The organism is Enterococcus devriesei, assembly GCF_001885905.1.
In the GTDB taxonomy this organism is placed as follows: domain Bacteria; phylum Bacillota; class Bacilli; order Lactobacillales; family Enterococcaceae; genus Enterococcus_A; species Enterococcus_A devriesei.
The window spans coordinates 68,283-85,584 of record NZ_JXKM01000010.1 but is presented as its reverse complement, the minus strand read 5'-3'; the positions used below and the strand labels follow the sequence as shown (position 1 = coordinate 85,584).

18 protein-coding genes are annotated in these 17,302 nt (G+C 34.2%); 7 read left to right on the top strand and 11 right to left on the bottom strand.

Annotation, left to right across the window (positions count from 1 at the left end):
* Window positions 1–100: 100 nt before the first annotated feature.
* The 7 genes from RV00_RS12780 (at window position 101) to RV00_RS12745 (ending at window position 8,360) form a co-directional block, all read left to right on the top strand.
* Window positions 101–1,263, top strand: a protein-coding gene (locus RV00_RS12780; protein WP_143141797.1) for an IS3-like element ISEfa8 family transposase whose coding sequence is annotated in 2 segments (ribosomal slippage) — window positions 101–377 and window positions 377–1,263 — 1,164 coding nt in all. Because the reading frame shifts where the segments join, the coding sequence is not laid out codon by codon here.
* A gap of 734 nt (window positions 1,264–1,997) precedes the next feature.
* The gene (locus tag RV00_RS12770; RefSeq protein WP_071862945.1) at window positions 1,998–2,741 is read left to right on the top strand and encodes a GntR family transcriptional regulator; all 744 of its coding nucleotides are present in this window, start codon (window positions 1,998–2,000) and stop codon (window positions 2,739–2,741) included.
* A 104-nt stretch (window positions 2,742–2,845) separates the two neighbouring features.
* Entirely contained in the window at window positions 2,846–3,616 is a 771-nt protein-coding gene (locus tag RV00_RS12765; RefSeq protein WP_071862944.1) for an SDR family NAD(P)-dependent oxidoreductase, read from the top strand.
* A gap of 18 nt (window positions 3,617–3,634) precedes the next feature.
* On the top strand, window positions 3,635–5,083 hold the full coding sequence (locus RV00_RS12760; protein WP_071862943.1) for a PTS transporter subunit EIIC: 1,449 nt from the start codon (window positions 3,635–3,637) through the stop codon (window positions 5,081–5,083).
* A complete protein-coding gene (locus RV00_RS12755) occupies window positions 5,070–5,489 on the top strand; it encodes a PTS mannitol transporter subunit IIA (RefSeq protein ID WP_071862942.1) in 420 nt (139 codons plus the stop codon). Before RV00_RS12760 ends, RV00_RS12755 begins: the two co-directional genes overlap by 14 nt.
* 59 nt (window positions 5,490–5,548) lie before the next feature.
* A complete protein-coding gene (gene tkt, locus RV00_RS12750) occupies window positions 5,549–7,543 on the top strand; it encodes a transketolase (RefSeq protein ID WP_071862941.1) in 1,995 nt (664 codons plus the stop codon).
* 202 nt (window positions 7,544–7,745) lie between these two features.
* Window positions 7,746–8,360: a recombinase family protein gene (locus RV00_RS12745; RefSeq protein ID WP_171918233.1), complete on the top strand. Its 615-nt coding sequence runs from the start codon at window positions 7,746–7,748 to the stop codon at window positions 8,358–8,360.
* 389 nt (window positions 8,361–8,749) lie between these two features.
* On the opposite strand, the gene RV00_RS12740 is transcribed toward RV00_RS12745, so the two are convergent.
* The 11 genes from RV00_RS12740 to arsB form a co-directional block, all read right to left on the bottom strand.
* Window positions 8,750–9,022: a DUF3892 domain-containing protein gene (locus RV00_RS12740; protein ID WP_002358664.1), complete on the bottom strand. Its 273-nt coding sequence runs from the start codon at window positions 9,020–9,022 to the stop codon at window positions 8,750–8,752.
* Between the two features lie 144 nt (window positions 9,023–9,166).
* Window positions 9,167–10,051 (bottom strand): reverse transcriptase family protein, encoded by an 885-nt coding sequence (locus tag RV00_RS12735; RefSeq protein ID WP_071862939.1) that lies wholly within the window; start codon window positions 10,049–10,051, stop codon window positions 9,167–9,169.
* Window positions 10,052–10,053: 2 nt separating this feature from the next.
* Entirely contained in the window at window positions 10,054–10,335 is a 282-nt protein-coding gene (locus RV00_RS12730; protein ID WP_002337516.1) for a helix-turn-helix domain-containing protein, read from the bottom strand.
* A 46-nt stretch (window positions 10,336–10,381) separates the two neighbouring features.
* A complete protein-coding gene (locus tag RV00_RS16460; protein ID WP_002337517.1) occupies window positions 10,382–10,540 on the bottom strand; it encodes a hypothetical protein in 159 nt (52 codons plus the stop codon).
* A gap of 481 nt (window positions 10,541–11,021) precedes the next feature.
* Window positions 11,022–11,957 (bottom strand): toll/interleukin-1 receptor domain-containing protein, encoded by a 936-nt coding sequence (locus RV00_RS12725; RefSeq protein ID WP_071862938.1) that lies wholly within the window; start codon window positions 11,955–11,957, stop codon window positions 11,022–11,024.
* A gap of 55 nt (window positions 11,958–12,012) precedes the next feature.
* The gene (locus tag RV00_RS12720; protein WP_071862937.1) at window positions 12,013–12,708 is read right to left on the bottom strand and encodes a Fic family protein; all 696 of its coding nucleotides are present in this window, start codon (window positions 12,706–12,708) and stop codon (window positions 12,013–12,015) included.
* A 48-nt stretch (window positions 12,709–12,756) separates the two neighbouring features.
* Complete coding sequence (locus RV00_RS12715; protein WP_071862936.1) at window positions 12,757–13,356, bottom strand: tyrosine-type recombinase/integrase; 600 nt, start codon at window positions 13,354–13,356, stop codon at window positions 12,757–12,759.
* 226 nt (window positions 13,357–13,582) lie between these two features.
* Window positions 13,583–14,290: a TVP38/TMEM64 family protein gene (locus RV00_RS12710; RefSeq protein ID WP_010743169.1), complete on the bottom strand. Its 708-nt coding sequence runs from the start codon at window positions 14,288–14,290 to the stop codon at window positions 13,583–13,585.
* Window positions 14,287–15,222, bottom strand: coding sequence for a sulfurtransferase (locus RV00_RS12705; protein WP_071862935.1), 936 nt, complete (start codon window positions 15,220–15,222; stop codon window positions 14,287–14,289). The genes RV00_RS12710 and RV00_RS12705 overlap by 4 nt, the downstream gene beginning before the upstream one ends.
* Window positions 15,223–15,747: 525 nt before the next feature.
* Window positions 15,748–16,164, bottom strand: coding sequence for an arsenate reductase (thioredoxin) (gene arsC / locus RV00_RS12700; RefSeq protein WP_071862934.1), 417 nt, complete (start codon window positions 16,162–16,164; stop codon window positions 15,748–15,750).
* A gap of 2 nt (window positions 16,165–16,166) precedes the next feature.
* Window positions 16,167–17,249 (bottom strand): ACR3 family arsenite efflux transporter, encoded by a 1,083-nt coding sequence (arsB, locus tag RV00_RS12695; protein ID WP_071862933.1) that lies wholly within the window; start codon window positions 17,247–17,249, stop codon window positions 16,167–16,169.
* Window positions 17,250–17,302 lie beyond the last annotated feature (53 nt).

The window sequence follows — 17,302 nt, the reverse complement described above, 5'->3', positions numbered from 1 at the left end:
AGTTTAATTTATTTCTGTCTCTACGAAAAGTTGAATCGGCTAGACTAGACAGAAAAAATAAGGTGTGTAGAATAATAAAAAACACACTGGAGGATTTTTCATGTCAAGACGTCAACGAAGAACCTATTCAAAAGAATTCAAACAACAAATCGTCGATCTCTATCTCGCTGGTAAGCCTCGCGCAAAAATTATTCGAGAGTATGAGCTTACGCCTTCTTCTTTCGATAAATGGATGAAGCAAGCACAATCAACGGGCTCATTCAAAGAAAGAGACAACTTAACACCAGAACAAGCAGAATTGATCGCACTAAGAAAGAAAAATAAGCAACTCGAAATGGAGAATGATATTTTAAAGCAAGCGGCGCTGATATTCGGACGAAAAGACAAGTAATTGATGCCAACAAGCATAAATATTCCATATCAGCGATGTGCAAAATTCTAAATATTTCTCGTCAAACCTACTATTATCAAGCGAAACCGATCGAAAATGAGTCCGACTTAGAAGAGATCGTTCAGGAAGAGTTTATTCGAAACCGAAAGGCTTACGGTACCCGAAAATTGAAGAAGTGTTTAGCAAAGCGTGGGCTTCAACTCAGTCGGCGCCGAATCGGTCGAATCATGAAACGCCGCGGATTGACATCTACCTATACGATCGCTCATTTTAAAGGGCAACGAACAGCTTGTAATGAAGCGAAAACAGCGAATGTATTAGATCGGACCTTTACACAAGAACAGCCATTGGAAGCCATCGTTACGGATCTTACTTATGTTCGCGTGGGGAAAAAGTGGCATTATATCTGCTTAATACTTGATTTGTTTAATCGAGAAATTATTGGTTATTCCTGTGGTGAGAAGAAAGATGCCTCATTGGTAAAAGAAGCCTTTGGACGGATACCGTATTCTTTAACAGACGTCAAGCTTTTTCATACAGACCGGGGAAAGGAATTTGATAACCAAACCATTCATGAGATTCTGAATGGTTTTGGAATTACTCGTTCATTGAGTAGGAAGGGTTGTCCGTATGATAATGCCGTTGCGGAATCAACCTATAAATCTGTCAAAGTAGAATTCGTGCATCAATACCAATTTGAGACACTGGCACAGCTACGTCTAGAATTGTTTGATTATGTGCATTGGTGGAACTATCTACGCTTACATGGCACGTTGGCGTATGAAACACCGATCCAAATTCGACAACAGAGATTGGCGAAGCGAATCCTTGATAATGAGCGCGGATCTGATACCTCTGGAGAGGCAGCGTAATTGAATGATTCTGCTTCTGCCGGAGAAAATCAGATCCGAGGATGCTCATTGTCAAGGGCAATCGGAGCCATAACACCGCAGCATTCACAACACCTTATAATTTTTGTCAAAAAAAGTGTTGCCATTCCAGTAAGGCAAATGCTTTCTTAGTGTTTTTAAACTCGTATTCATAAAAGAAGACACCTCTTTTGATTTTTTTTTAGTCAAAATCTCTTTTAATTGGTCATAATCATTGTCATTAACGGTTTTTAAAATAGATTGATAAAGATCATAATTAACCTTTATAGCTGAGTCATAACTTAAGAGTATTAATTCCAGTGGAATTAATATATGTAACTGGTCATGACTAATGGTCAAAAATTTGGCGGAAACGAATATATAGATATTTATGGAGAAAGTAGATTTTTATATTTTCTCATAAAAAGTGAAAAATATATATTGGAAATATTTTGAAAAAATTAAATTTATGCATCTTTTAAAAAAAGCGGAATAACTAATGAAAGAAAATACTGTAATCAAAGTGATATATTATATAGGTACTTTGTAAGAAATGAAAAAACTACAGTTGACCATAGCTGAAAAGATTAATCTTTCATTTCTTACTTTTTAGTTTTTAAAGACCAATACATATGAAGATTTATTTTGTTATGTACTTGATCTCTATTAAAAATTATTTAAATAAGGTACAATTGGATGTGATGACATGATGACCCGATAACGAAAGGAGTAATTATATGAATCATTTTTTTATTGATAAGGATAATCCCACACCTTTATATTACCAATTACAAAAAACAATAATAGAAAAAATTGATAACGGAACTTATCAAGAGGACGAAAGTTTACCTCCCGAAACAATAATTATTAAAGAATCTGGTTTAAGTAGAACTACTGTAAGACAGGCAATTGAAAACCTAGTTAACGAAGGATATTTAGAAAAAAGAAGAGGGATTGGAACCTTTGTGATACCTCGTAAGAAGCATTTATGGAATTTACAAGAATTAAGAAGTTTCCAAGAAGAGTTTGAAACCAATGGAAATAAGAGTTCTACTAAGTTACTTTCAATTGAAAAGATAAAAAAAAATGATGAGCTTGTAAAGATTTTTGGAAATGAAGTAACTGATTTCTATAAAATAGAGCGATTAAGATTTCTTAATGAAACTCCTGTAATAGTCGTTACTACTTATGTCCCTGTTGCTTATGCAAATGGATTAGAAGAAGATGATTTATCAAATAATTCTTTATTTGCAATTATGAAAGAAAAGTATGACGTAAAAATTGGTTTCGCTGAAAAAGAATTTCGTGCTAAAAAAGTTGAAGAGGAAGACTCAATTTTACTAAACATAAAAAATAGTGAACCCATCCAGCATGTTGAAACAAGAACGTATGATATAGGTGGAACTCCTGTTGAGTATTCAATCTCTCGAGACAGAGGAGATATTAGCGTTTATAAGATCATATTAAAAAAAAGTGAATAGTATTCACTTTTTTTATTGCCTTTTTTTTACTACGTGATATAATGAGGTCATGACGTCGTTACTACGACTTTAATAAAACTGGAGGATGATGCTTTATCGAGAATATGAATGGAAAGATAGCTGTTGTAACAGGTGGAGGAAGCGGTATTGGTGCGGGTATCTGTCTAGAACTTGCTAGAATAGGTGCACAAGTCATTGTAAGCGATATCAATGGAGAGGCAGCTCTCGAAGTAGCTAAAGAAATTGAGAATAATGGATTTAAGGCAGAAGCAAGAACTTTAGATGTGACCAATGCTAGTGATATAAAAGAATTAGGAGATTATATTAAAGAGAAATATGGATTAATTGATTATTGGGTAAACAGTGCCGGTATTTCTAAAATTATTCCGTTTTTCGAACACACAGAAGAGCTATGGGATAATACATTAAATATTAATTTAAAAGGTCAGTTTTTATGTTGTAAAGTTGCAATAGAGCAAATGTTAGAAAAAGGAAAAGGAAGTATCATAAATCTTTCTTCTCAGTCTGGAAAGGTAGGGACAAGTAGCTATCAAGCTTATTGTTCAAGTAAATTTGGTGTTATTGGATTGACTCAATCATTAGCAGCTGAGTTCGGTCCTAAGGGGATTCGAGTTAATAGTATTGCACCAGGAGTAATATACACGCCAATGTGGGATGAACAGAAAAAAGATTATGCAAAAAAACGGAACTTAAATCCAGATGAAGTAATGGATTATTTTAAAGCTAAAATTCCGTTAAGAAAATTAGGAACAGTGGAAGATGTAGCAAAATTAGTTAAATTTTTATTAAGTGATGATGCAACTTATATAACAGGACAAACCATTAATTTAAATGGTGGAGACATAATGTTTTAATAGAGAGGGAGAGATCATATGAATGTAAAGATAAAGATACAAAAATTTGGTGGTTTTCTAGCGGGTATGGTTATTCCTAATATTGGAGCCTTTATAGCATGGGGGCTAATAACAGCTTTATTTTTAGACACTGGTTGGTTACCTAATGCTGATTTAGCGACAATGATTTCACCAATGCTACAATACTTACTACCTATTTTAATTGCATATACTGGTGGGCGAATGATCTATGGTCAACGTGGTGCGGTAGCTGGTGCAGTAGCAGCTTCTGGAGCAATTTTCGGATCAGAGATTCCGATGTTCCTAGCTGCAATGATTCTTGGACCACTTGGAGGTTGGACGATAAAAAAAGTAGATCAAGCAATAGACGGTAAAATAAAATCTGGGTTTGAAATGTTAATTAATAACTTTTCAATTGGTATAATTGGACTCATATTAGCTGTCTTTTCATTCTATGTCATTGGACCTGTTATTGCCGGTTTAACTGCTCTAGCTACTACTGGTATTAATTTCTTAATTGCTGCAGGATTATATCCTCTATTAGCAGTTATTATTGAACCTGCAAAAGTATTATTTTTGAATAACGCTATTGATCAAGGAATTTTTGTTCCACTTGGAGCATCGGAGATACTAGAACATGGAGGAAAAACATTATTCTACATGCTTGTATCGAGTCCTGCACCAGGGGCCGGTATTCTGATTGCTTACTCTATGTTTGGTAAAGGAAATAGTAAAAAATCTGCTCCGTCAGCATTACTAATTCAATTTATTGGCGGGATCCATGAAGTTTATTTCCCTTACGTGTTGATGAGACCGCTTATGTTTTTAGCTGTTATTGCAGGAGGTATTGCACAAATTGTTGTATGGGTATTATTAAACGCAGGATTAGCAGGATACCCTCACCCTGGGAGTATCATATCCTTTTTAATTATGCTTCCAAAAGGAGGAGCTATTCCAGTATTGTTAGGTATTTTAGCTGGGATTTTAGGCAGCCTGCTTACGGCAGCAGCTATTCTAAAATTAGATAAATCAGTAATAGAAGATGAAGACGTATCTTTAGGCGATGATATTAGTAATATGCTTGGTGTTGAAAAAACAGCGCCAGTATCATCAGAAAATGAAAATACTAATAAAAATGAGAAAAAAAGATTGTCATGGAAAACTTCAGAAATAGATGTGATTGTCTTTGCATGTGATGCGGGTATCGGTTCTAGTGCTATGGGAAGTGGCATTTTAAAAAACAAAGTAAATAAAGCAGGATTAAATATTAAAGTAATAAATGAAGCAGTAGATAGCGTTAGTAAAGATACAAAAGTCATCGTTACTCACGAAAAATTATACGAGCGTGCGAAAATGGTGGCTCCTCATGCAGTAGTCAGAACGGTAAAATCATTTTTAAATGATCCTCAGTATGATATCTTAATAGAAGATTTAAAAGAAGGGACGGTCCAAGATGAAAATAACTAAGAACCAAGTTGAATTTAAGCAAGAAAGTGTTTCTAAAGAACAAGCAATTAAAGAAGCAGGTAGGGTATTACTAAAAAATAATTTAATTGAAGAACAATATATAGAATCAATGTTAGAAAAAGAAAAATCAGATATAACATATATTGGTAACGGAATTGCTATCCCTCATGGGATGAATGAAGCTAAAAAATATGTAAAAAAATCAGGTATATCAGTTATTCATTATCCAAACGGAATTCAATATGACGAAAATAAAGCGTATTTAATCATCGGTATTGCAGGTGGCGATAATGATCATTTAGAAATTTTACAAGATTTAGCGGTGAAACTTTCTGATGAGGATTATGTTGATACATTAGTTAAAGCTTCTAATATGGATAAGTTTTTAGAAATCTTTAATCAATAGGCAATAGAAATATTGAGAATGTATTTATCGTCAAAAATAAAACTAAAAGGATGATTTAATTGTTTGATAATATTGACCAGTTAGCGGTTAACACGATTAGAACGCTTAGTATGGAGGGGGTCCAAAAAGCCAACTCTGGACATCCAGGATTACCAATGGGAGCAGCTCCAATGGCTTACACTCTTTGGACACAACATTTAAAAGTGAACCCTAAAAATTCAAAATGGGTAGATCGTGATCGCTTCGTCCTCTCTGCAGGACATGGCTCTATTATGCTTTATAGTTTATTGCATCTTGCAGGCTATAACGTTTCAATGGATGATTTAAAAAACTTTCGTCAATGGGATAGTAAAACACCTGGACATCCAGAAGTACATTTTACAGATGGTGTAGAGGCGACAACAGGACCGTTAGGCCAAGGGATAGCAAATGCTGTAGGTATGGCAATGGCAGAGGTACATTTAGCAGCGACCTATAACAAAGAAGAATTTGAAATTGTAGATCATTACACGTATGCATTGTGTGGAGATGGTGATTTAATGGAAGGGGTTTCTGCGGAGGCAGCTAGTTTGGCAGGTCACTTGAAACTTGGAAAGCTAGTTGTTTTGTATGACTCAAATGATATTTCGTTAGATGGACCAACATCAAAAGCGTTTACTGAAAATGTTGGACAACGATTTGAAGCATATGATTGGCAACACATTTTAGTTGAAGATGGCAATAATTTAGAAGAAATTAACCAAGCTATTGAAAAAGCAAAGAAAAACACGATCCAACCAACTTTAATTGAAGTGAAAACAGTCATTGGCTATGGCGCTCCAAATGAAGGAACACATAAGGTACATGGTGCTCCTCTAGGTCCTGAAGGTATTGAAGCAGCTAAAAAAGCTTATGGATGGGAAGGGAAAGACTTCTTTGTACCAAATGGAGTAAGCCAACGTTTTGAAGAAAAAATGGTTGATAAAGGAGTAAATTCTGAAAAAGAATGGACGGCATTATTTAACGACTATCGTTCTGCTTACCCTGAATTAGCTGAACAATTTGAACAAGCTATGAATAATGAACTTCCAAAAGACTGGGATAGCGAATTGCCTAGTTTTGCAGAGGGAGATTCTGCTTTAGCTTCACGTGTTTCAAGTAGCCAAGTATTAACGGCTATTTCTAAAACGGTTCCTGCTTTCTGGGGCGGTTCTGCAGACTTATCTTCTTCAAATAATACAATGGTTGCTGGTGAAAAAGACTTTCAACCAGGACAATACGAAGGAAGAAATATTTGGTACGGTGTACGTGAATTTGCTATGACAGCTGCAGCAAATGGGATTGCCTTGCATGGTGGTTCAAAGACTTACGTGGGAACATTCTTTGTTTTTACAGATTATTTAAGAGCGGCCGTTCGTCTAGCAGCTATTTCTAAATTGCCTGTAACGTATGTATTTACACACGATTCAGTTGCGGTTGGAGAAGATGGCCCAACGCATGAACCTGTAGAACATCTTTCAAGCTTACGTAGTATGTCTAATTTAACTGTCCTACGTCCTGCTGATGGAAATGAAGTCGTTGCTGCATGGAAAATCGCCATGATGTCAACAGATCACCCAACAATGTTAGTATTGTCTCGTCAAAATTTGCCTGTTTTACCAAAAACAAACGAATTAGCAAAAGAAAATGTTGTTAAAGGTGCTTATGTCCTTTCGCCGCAAGACGGCGAAACTCCAGAAGGTATCTTGATCGCTACTGGATCTGAAGTTGCCTTAGCAATGGAAGCACAAAAAACTCTTAAAGCGGCTGGAAAAGATGTTTCTGTCGTTTCTATGCCAAGTTTTGATTTATTTGAAAAACAAGATGATGCATATAAAGAATCTGTTTTACCAAATGCTGTTCGCAAACGTGTTTCTATTGAAATGGCCTCAAGCTTTGGTTGGGAACGTTACGTAGGACTAGATGGTGCAATGATAGCTATCGATAAATACGGAGCAAGCGCACCTGGAGATAGAGTAATTAAAGAGTATGGATTTACAGTAGAAAATATTGTGTCAATTTATCAAAGTATGTAAGAGTCTGATAAAAACATTTAGTATTTAAAAGAACTCTGAAGAACCATTAATTAGTGGTTTTTCAGAGTTCTTTTATTATATTTTATTCATGTGTAGCATTAAGGTGTACCCTAAATAGACATCATAATAACATTGAAAAACATGGTTTTCCAATGTATGATTAGGGTGTGTTTTAAATAGTGTGAGAAAGCAGGTAAAAATTTTGAAAATTGCATATATCCGAGTCTCGTCGATAGATCAGAATGAACAACGGCAAATTGAAGAAATGAAAAAGTTTGGCGCTGAAAAAATTTTTATAGAAAAGCAATCTGGAGCGACGATTAGTCATCGGCCGATTTTTCAGGAAGCTTTAGATTTTGTCAGAGAGCAAGATATTTTTATTGTAGAAGCCATTGATCGACTTGGCCGCAATTATGACGAGATTATCGATTCAGTGAATTATTTAAAGAAGAAAAATGTACGACTCATTATCACCAGTTTACCGATCATGGCTGAAGCAATCGGAAATCCTCTCCTGGATAAATTTATCAAAGACCTAATCATTCAAATTTTGGCCATGATTGCTGAACAAGAGCGTACTGAATCGAAACGACGCCAGGCACAAGGAATTAAAATCGCTAAAGCAAACGGCGTCTATAAAGGTCGTCCTAAGTTATACAGTGCAGACACAAAAGATCCTCAACGTCGCCTTGTTTATAAGAGCATCGTCCAGGATCTTGAGAATGGGGTTGCTATCTCAAAGATTGCAAAAGACTACAATGTGACTAGGCAAACAATTTACCGAATAAAAAAAGAAATCGACCAACTAATTGTATGATTTCTTTTTCGAATCAGGTAATTATTAATTAGTTTTGTCACCAATACAGACAATCATTTTAGATTCATCTAGCTAAGTTGACAATATTTATGTTAAAGAAAATATTAGTTAACATAAATATTGTCAATTAAGAAATTGTCCTGATTTAAAGCCATTTACCATCTATAACTTAGTATAATATATCTTATGTAAACTAAATTATTATAATTAAGCTATCTCATATTTTATAATAGAATCTTTAAAAATATTAGCACTCAAATCATTTATTGTTTGAATAAATGACATCCCACTAATGTTTCTGCTTTTTAAAGGTATTTAAATCTTCTTAGGTTAGTACTATTAATCATTAAAATGAAAAAAGACTACGTGATTAACCGTAGTCATGAAAATTAATCTCTAGGCAATTTTAGCAAATTATCATTTGGTGTATCATTCGGTTCAGATCGAACATATCGCTGTCCATTTCTCATTGCAAGGATTAATTTAGGATATGGAGGAATGTTAACATCAACAGTATTTCCGCCTTTTATAAAATCATAAATTGATTCTTTTGAGTAATATGCGGGTTTTTTGACACCAGTCAAATAAATATCTTTAATTTCTGTAACATCATTTGAAAAACCTTTTGAATCATTCATCCTAATTCTTGTAGCTCTGGCCATTATACAACATTCCCTCCTGTTTTATATATCAATAATACACTACATAATTGAAATAACAAAGTTTAAAAATGTGGATATTTTAAAATAAAGTCACATTACTTAATTGTAACTAATTTATTTAAAATAAAAATTATAATAAAAAACTCAATCATCATGAATTTTTTTATTAATTGCTTTAATCGTTGGAAATATATTTGGTTCTATTTGACTAGCATAAGATAATCTACCTGACAATTTAGAGCGCTCACCAACGTTGTCAATTTTGTTTATTCCATCAACGATTTTTTTCCTATGATCATTAGGAACTTTAAGCTCGTTTTTAGGCGATACAACTACTCCTGTAATTTTCTTGAACTCTGATTTCCCGTAATATTTAGACTTTTCTAAGTTTAAAGAATGTCCATATTTTTTTAAAACTGAGTTTATTTCATGTTTCAGGCAGTGCGGGTCAACAATAGGAAGCGTACTTGAGATGGTTATATCGTCTACATATACTGAAAGCACCTGGTTAGTATCTAGTAATGAAAAAATATTGATAAACATATCTTCATAAGAAAAAAAACTTATTAAAACGCTAGAGGGACTTCCTGTAACAAGTTTTCCATTATAAGTACAGATATCAGCTAATATATTCGAACAATCAGAAGACATCTTCATTTTGTTTTTAAAGAACAGATATACATAGTATCTCTGACAATTTTCAAAAAATTTTTTTATATCCAAAATTAAAAAATAATACGATTTTTTATGAAGCATTGAATTAGTTATATTACTTCTTTTTTTTATACCACCTTGTAACCAATATGGCTTTTCTATTCGCCCTATTAAATCATTTATTTTACTTTGTATCTTTTTAATATATGAATTAGGTTCGTAAACTACCCTTCCTTTTTTGTTAATAAATTCTCTGTAATATATTTTTTTCCCTATATTTCTTAATTCAGATATCGATACACCTAATATCTTAGCCAGTTTTTTTTTATTATGGCATTTATAAAAAGGAGATTGATTTATACTATATTCTTTCATAGTTAATCATTCTCCTTCATAAAATTATTTATTAATTTTGCCATCTTACTTCTTATCCATTTGTCACCATTACTTTTCGAATACTCTTCTGAAAATAATAGCAAACTAGATAATTTGATATCCAAAGTAGCGGAATATTTTTTTAAAATGTCGAAAGACGGCTCTTTTTTATTATTTTCAATTTCAGACAAATAACTTGGAGATATTCCAAGTAGTACACTCAAATCTTTCGCACTATATCCATAAATCATTCGTAATTTTTTAAGTGTATCCCCCATACCCATAAATATTCATTCCTTTTTATTAAATAAATTAATCAGGCGTCTCTAGCTAAGCTGATAATAATGTTTGAATAATCTTTATTATCATATGGACAAGTTCTAATAGTTTAAAAAGAAACTTAAACCAAAATAAGTTTTTCGCTTGTCTCTTATCTTTGAGACTTTCTCTCTTTTGCATCCGTGAATTTTCAATTTTTTGATTATCCATTTTGAAAATCTCCTTTCTGATAGCTGAGTTGCAGAAGCTACCTTTCGTCAGAAGGAGTTGGTTAAAGATAGAATTTACCTGATTAATTATTTCGGGCTCTGAGAGCCTTTCCTCGGAGCCCGGCAAGCGGTATGCCGCTTAGCCTAATTTTCTTCGGGAATCATCCGAGCAGTTTCAATTATTAGAGTATTGTAAATCATACTCCTCGAGCATATAAGCCCTAAATTTTTGAAAGATAGTGACCAAAAGAATAATATTCTTCTTCGGATGCTAAATACATTATAAATAATAATCAACTAAAAGTCAAATTAAAATATACGATTAGCGAATTAAATTCGCTAATCGTATATGGTATCTATTATTCTACAATTTATTCATATAAATAAAAAAATTGTATCATTTCTATTAACAATAATCAAAATCTAATATAAATATGTCTAGGAAGAACTCAATTCATCATATTTGACATATAAAATTATTATCAGAATGTAATATCTCTTATCTCATCATTAATATGTTTTTTTAGTTTATTTCTCTTATCTATATCTCGTATACGATTCTCTTCATTTTCTACTATCTCCTTATTGTAAGCATTATTTGCTTCATTTACAGCAAGAATCAACGTGTCACGATGATAGTTCTTCACTTCTTCGATCGTAGTTCCATTAAGCCATATTACGTCACGTTCAATAGAAGCAATTTTGGATCGATGCATTGACGAGTACTTTGATGGATTATTCCAGAAATGAATGAAATATTGATTCCACCTATCTGTTGGGATCTCACTCATTTTAAAAGGTATATTGTATAGCGCTGACCCACGGGAGCCATCCATCTTAGGTAATGTGACATCCTCAGAAATAATATTCAAAATTTTGATATCAGACAAAGCTAATTCTTCATCTGTCTTTACATCATCTATATCTACATCAAGGGCCTCTGCTATAGTTTTCCTAGGATCTAATTTTTCCTTACTTTTAACTACTTTATACCCTAAAATTACTTGGAGTAAATTAGCAAATCCTTGTTTATCTAGATCTTCCTCTAAATTAAGACTATATATTCCTTGTAAAGCTCTTGGAATTTTATCATCACTATAACCGTCTTTAGTTATGGAAATTATTTTGGCGGAATGATTTCTCATAATTTGTGCTATCATTCTACCTTCATAGCCACTTCCACCTTCACGGTTATCTATTTTCATCTTATATTTTTCTGTACAGATGGCTAAAATAATACTAGCAGTATCTACCGCTAGCTCCATAAATTGGTTAACATCATCGCCAAGTTCAAGACTATTTTGATCATAAGTCACTTGTATATTATGTTTCTCTAATTCCATGGCAAGCTTTTTTACCCACTTAACGTGATCTTCATTGTCCCAAGAGTATACTATCGTTACTGCTTTATTATCCATATTTCCTCCTAAGAATAGATTAGATTTTACAATTTACTAACCTTTTCATTGTTTACTATAAATAACGAATACCATAAATACATTCTTCATACATAAATGATAAAATTTTTGATTCATCACTAGATTGGTTGCTATTATAATACATAGATAGCAGTTCATTAAATTTTGCAAATTTTGTTTCGGGAATGGATAACAATCCTAGCCCTTGGCTAAACATGATCTTATTAGCAGTTAACAATGCAGTTCTTTTATTACCGTCCCAAAATATTTGATTTTTCGAAATAAATAGAAACAGCCGCAGGGCTTTTTCAGTTTCTGATATATCCTGATTCATTATCTCATCATATTGATTATTTACCTCGTCTTCAGTTAACATTGGTGGCACATATCTACCTTGAATGGTCGATACTTCTACTCCGCCGGTTCGTATTTCACCAGGAAAAAGGGCATCTTCCGCTGCAACTATTCGATTAATCCGCTTACTTGTCTCTAACAGAGGCTCCTGTACGTCGTTTAAAAGCATTTCAAAGCCTCTTTTTAAGTTAACGACGGTCAGGACATCGTCTACCGCCACGTTATTGGCCCGATTATACTTAATAATCTCTTCTGTTTGTAATAGTGTTGTATTCAATCCTTCAAATTTCCCCGCATTATACACCAGTTCTACAATGTTTTTCTTCAATAAATACACAGACTCTTTGCGAGATAAGTGGTATCTATCAGTAAATTTGGGACGCTTTTCTTCGTTCATTTTCTCACCTCTTGAATTTTTCCTTCTATTATATAGAGCATTATTCTGTCATAGATCCAAACTCTTTACGGCGGTATCCTTATCTTCCTGGGTGATCCCAATATAGCGTAAGGTCTCCCGTTGCGAAGAATGGTTGAGCAGCGACTGAATGATCTCTGTTTTGGTCCCTTGCTTGTACAAAAAATAGCCGAAGGTCTTGCGCATCGAATGGGGACCAATTTCTTTCAAACCAACCGCCGTTCCTGCTTCATGGATGATCCGCCAAAGGCTTTGTCGGGTCAAAGGCGTATCTGCTCCTTTGCGACTTGGAAACAAATAATTACTGAAGTCTTGTACTTGCAGCTGGTCAGGAAATTCCGATTGAACATAATCAAGAATCACTTTTCGTAATTTGTTCGAAATGAAAACCGAATTGTGTTTAGCTGTTTTTTGTTCCTTCATGGCCAGACGTTCTTTGACAATCACCCGTCCACGGGAAATTTCTAACACATCACTTAATTTCAACTGTCTTAAATCGGAAATTCGATACGCTGTATTGATCCCGATCGAAAAAAGCACCAAATTTCGTTGCCCATATTTGCCGGAAGCCAAAATTGCTTTCATGGCATCGATCTTTTTTTTGTCGCGAATCGGTTCTACGCTCTTCATTTTTAGCCGCCTTTCAAATGTTACTTAATATGATTATAGCAGATAATAAGTCACATTTAAACAAGCTATAGAAAAAAGGCCCTAAAAGAAAAGTGATTTCCTCTTAGAGCCTCTAAGGATGGAGCGATTTTAACGAATGTGACAGAATCAGTTTGTGTTACATTCGATAGAGTATCAAAAAGAGATAAAGAAGTTGGATATTCTTTCTCTCTAATATTTTCAAAACTTATTTAGCAGATTCTTTTTTTATTCTTTCACCATAGATTTGTTTAATTACATAAATTGCTATAAACAAAGCAAACATACTCAGTAAGCCAAACATAATTTTTTGACTGTTACCTGTTAAATTACTTCCAACATACGAGTAGACAATAGTTGCTGGCAACTGCCCCAATCCTGTAGCAATTAGAAAGGGGATAGGTTTGATCGCTGTTAGTCCAGCAGCATAACTGATGAAATCAAATGAGATAAAGGGCAACAATCGGCAAACAAGTATCGTGTGTTCTCCATAACGATCAAAATATTCATCTAATTTCTGCAATGAAAAATTTTTATTTAGTTTCTCGACAAAATCTCTTCCAGCAATTCGAGCAATGTAGAAGCACAGTAACGCCCCAGCCATTGCGCTGCTCCAGGAAAGGATTGCACCTTGCCACCAGCCAAATATCGCTGCGTTTGCGAACGTAATCAGAAATGCTGGCAGAGGAGCTATGACGGATTGAAACATCATTAGTAGAAATGAAATCAGAATTGCCCATGCACCAAATGATTTAATATAACCAATGATACTCTCCACACTCATAGATCGGAACAGCATTAATACCTGAGTAAGCTTTGATTTAATAGCTGGAACATATAGGAAACACACGATACCTATCACTATCAATAAGACTAGAATAATTCTAGCTACTTGTTTTTTACTCAGTTTTTTCATTGTTTTTCTACATCTTCTACTTTAGCCCAACGATAAAATGAGCCATCATAATTCTTAACATTTTTAAATCCGCACATATCCATGACCAATTGTGTATAAGCAGAACGGATACCCGCAGTACAGTAAGTGACAATTTTATCATCTTTCGATAATCCAGCATCTTCAAAAAGTTTAGTTAATTGGTCATTGCTTTTAAGTGTGCCATTTTTATTGAATAGATCAGTATATTTCACGTGAATCGCGCCAGGAAGGTGCCCACCTTTTGCTTCACCATATAATACTTCACCATCGTATTCTTTATCCTCACGAACATCTACGACTTTGTAATCATCGTAATCCGCCTTAAGTTCATCTGTTTTGATCATATGATCTTGATTAATTGAGTCGATCTCAACATCGACAGGTTTTAGTTCTGTACCGCCTTTATTCGTTTTAACTCCGGCATCTTTAAGTGCAGAGAAGCCTCCATCAACCATTTTTACATCTTTATATCCAGCAGCAAGAAGCTCCCATGCAATCCGACCATCATCTCCCCAGCCTTCTTGAGCAGAAGCAAATAATACAACCTCTTTCTCCTTTGCAATTCCTTTCTCACCTAGACGTTCAGCCAGCTTTTTAGGCTCTAATACTAATCCCCAATTCTCATCACCAGAAACACCATTCTCCACATCCGATAGATATTGCCATGTCATTGGAACAGCTTCTTTCACAGTCCCTTTTTTAGCCGCATCTTCACCGCGTGCATCGATTAGGATAATATCATCTAAATGATCCTTCACATAATCTGCATCGACAATGTAGTCTCCTTTGAAGCGAACTTCTTCCTTCTTAGATGATTCTTGTCCTGAGTCATCTGTCGCATTATTTGAGTTCCCACAACCAGCGATTCCTAGACTTAACGCGATTAAACAAACTGCTAACAATTTTTTCATTATAATCCCCCTGATATGGTGATTTGAGTATTCAAATCAGCCAAGAATTTTTTCTAATCCAATATGACAAAGAAGCAAATGAAAAACAGTTCCATCCCAAATAGAAGACACCCCATATAATCTTGCACGCAAAAAAGAAACATACCAAGTAGTATGCTTCTCCAAACTTATCTTCTGAAAGTGATTTTTTTCACATTAATAAAGAAGATAAAAGTGAAGGAATGCATTCATTTACTCTCTTAGAGCCTCTAAGTTTGTTAGACACTCATAGTCATAGATGCAATACAGACATTCCTCTCACCTCCAACTAAATATCACAATGGTAGTCTTCAGTTAAAAGTATATTAAAACGTTTACCACTTTACAATACTATCTAGGTAGTTATCTATTTATACATAATCAATCGAATCTATGCAATGTCTTCTCATAATCTTGTATTGAACAGAGATATGGCGTAACAATAATTTGTAAGTGATATTCTTCAGTAATTTTTTCCTTATATAATTTGAATCATGATATCTAGATTTAATCATGCTGACTATTGATTTCAAGAATCTTTTTCTTAATTATATCTCTGGTTTTCCTAAATTCAGAAAGAATATCCTGATCACTTCCTATTGCTTGTGCAGGATCTTGTAAATTCCAATGATCATGAACAACTCCTTTAGGAATGGTAGGGCACTTATCTTTTGAGTCTCCACAAAGAGTAATGATCAAATCTGCATTCTTAAAATAATCCATGTCTATTAGATCAGACGTTTGATTAGAAATATCCACGCCATCTTCCGCCATTACTTTTACAGCTCTAGGATTCAATCCATGGGTTTCAATACCTGCACTTCTGACTTCGAAAGCTGATTTGGGTAGAATACTATGAGCATAACCTTCAGCCATCTGGCTGCGGCAGGAGTTCCCTGTACACAAAAAGTATAGTTTTTTCATTGCTATTCCCCTCCAATATGTGTTAAATTTGCTGGGCTTTGCATAAACCATTTTTTGGTATTGTTAGACACTTTAACTAAGAGTAACATCACAGGAACTTCAACTAAAACGCCAACGACAGTAGCTAAGGTAGCACCTGATTGTAATCCAAATAAGGAAATGGAGACTGCAACAGCCAGTTCAAAAAAATTACTTGCACCTATCATACCCGCTGGTGACGCTAAATCATGAGGTAATTTCCAAAGTTTTGACCAAGTATAAGCAATCGTAAAAATTAGTAATGTTTGAATTGTTAAAGGTACAGCAATCAACAGAATATGAAGAGGGTTAGCAAGGATTTTTTCCCCTTGGAAAGAAAAAATGATCACCAGTGTAAGGAGTAATCCTATGATCGTTACAGAATCAAATTTCTTTAAAAAGACATTCTCAAAGTAGTCCAAACCTTTATTTTTAATAATTAAGATCCGCGTAATAACGCCCAAAAGTAAGGGTACTACAACAAAAAGTATAGTTGATAATACTAATGTAGCCATCGGTACCACAACGTTATCTACACCTAATAAAAGGGCAACGATTGGTGCGAATAACACGAGAATGATTAGATCATTTACTGCAACTTGAACAAGCGTATACGCTGCATCTCCTTTAGTTAAATGGCTCCAAACAAAAACCATTGCCGTACATGGAGCTGCGCCAAGTATAACAGCGCCGGCTACATATTCTTTGGCCAAGTCTAATGGAATCCAACTCTTAAATACAACATAAAAGAAAAAGGCTGCAATACCATACATAGGAAAAGGTTTAATCAGCCAGTTAGTAACACAAGTAACGATCAGACCTTTCGGTTTTTTTGACACGTTTACGATACTTCCAAAATCAATTTTTAACATCATAGGAAAGATCATTAACCAAATTAAAATGGCTGTTGGAATAGAAACATTATAATACTCAAATTGACTTAGTGTGTCCGGTACTATCGGTAGAAACTTTCCAATTAAAATGCCAAGTGCCATACAAATTATTACCCAAAGAGTTAGATATTTTTCAAAGATTCCCAATCCTTGTTGATTTTCATTTTTTTTCATTTGAATCCTCCATCATTAAGAAATCAATACATAGATGCACATCTATGTGTTGG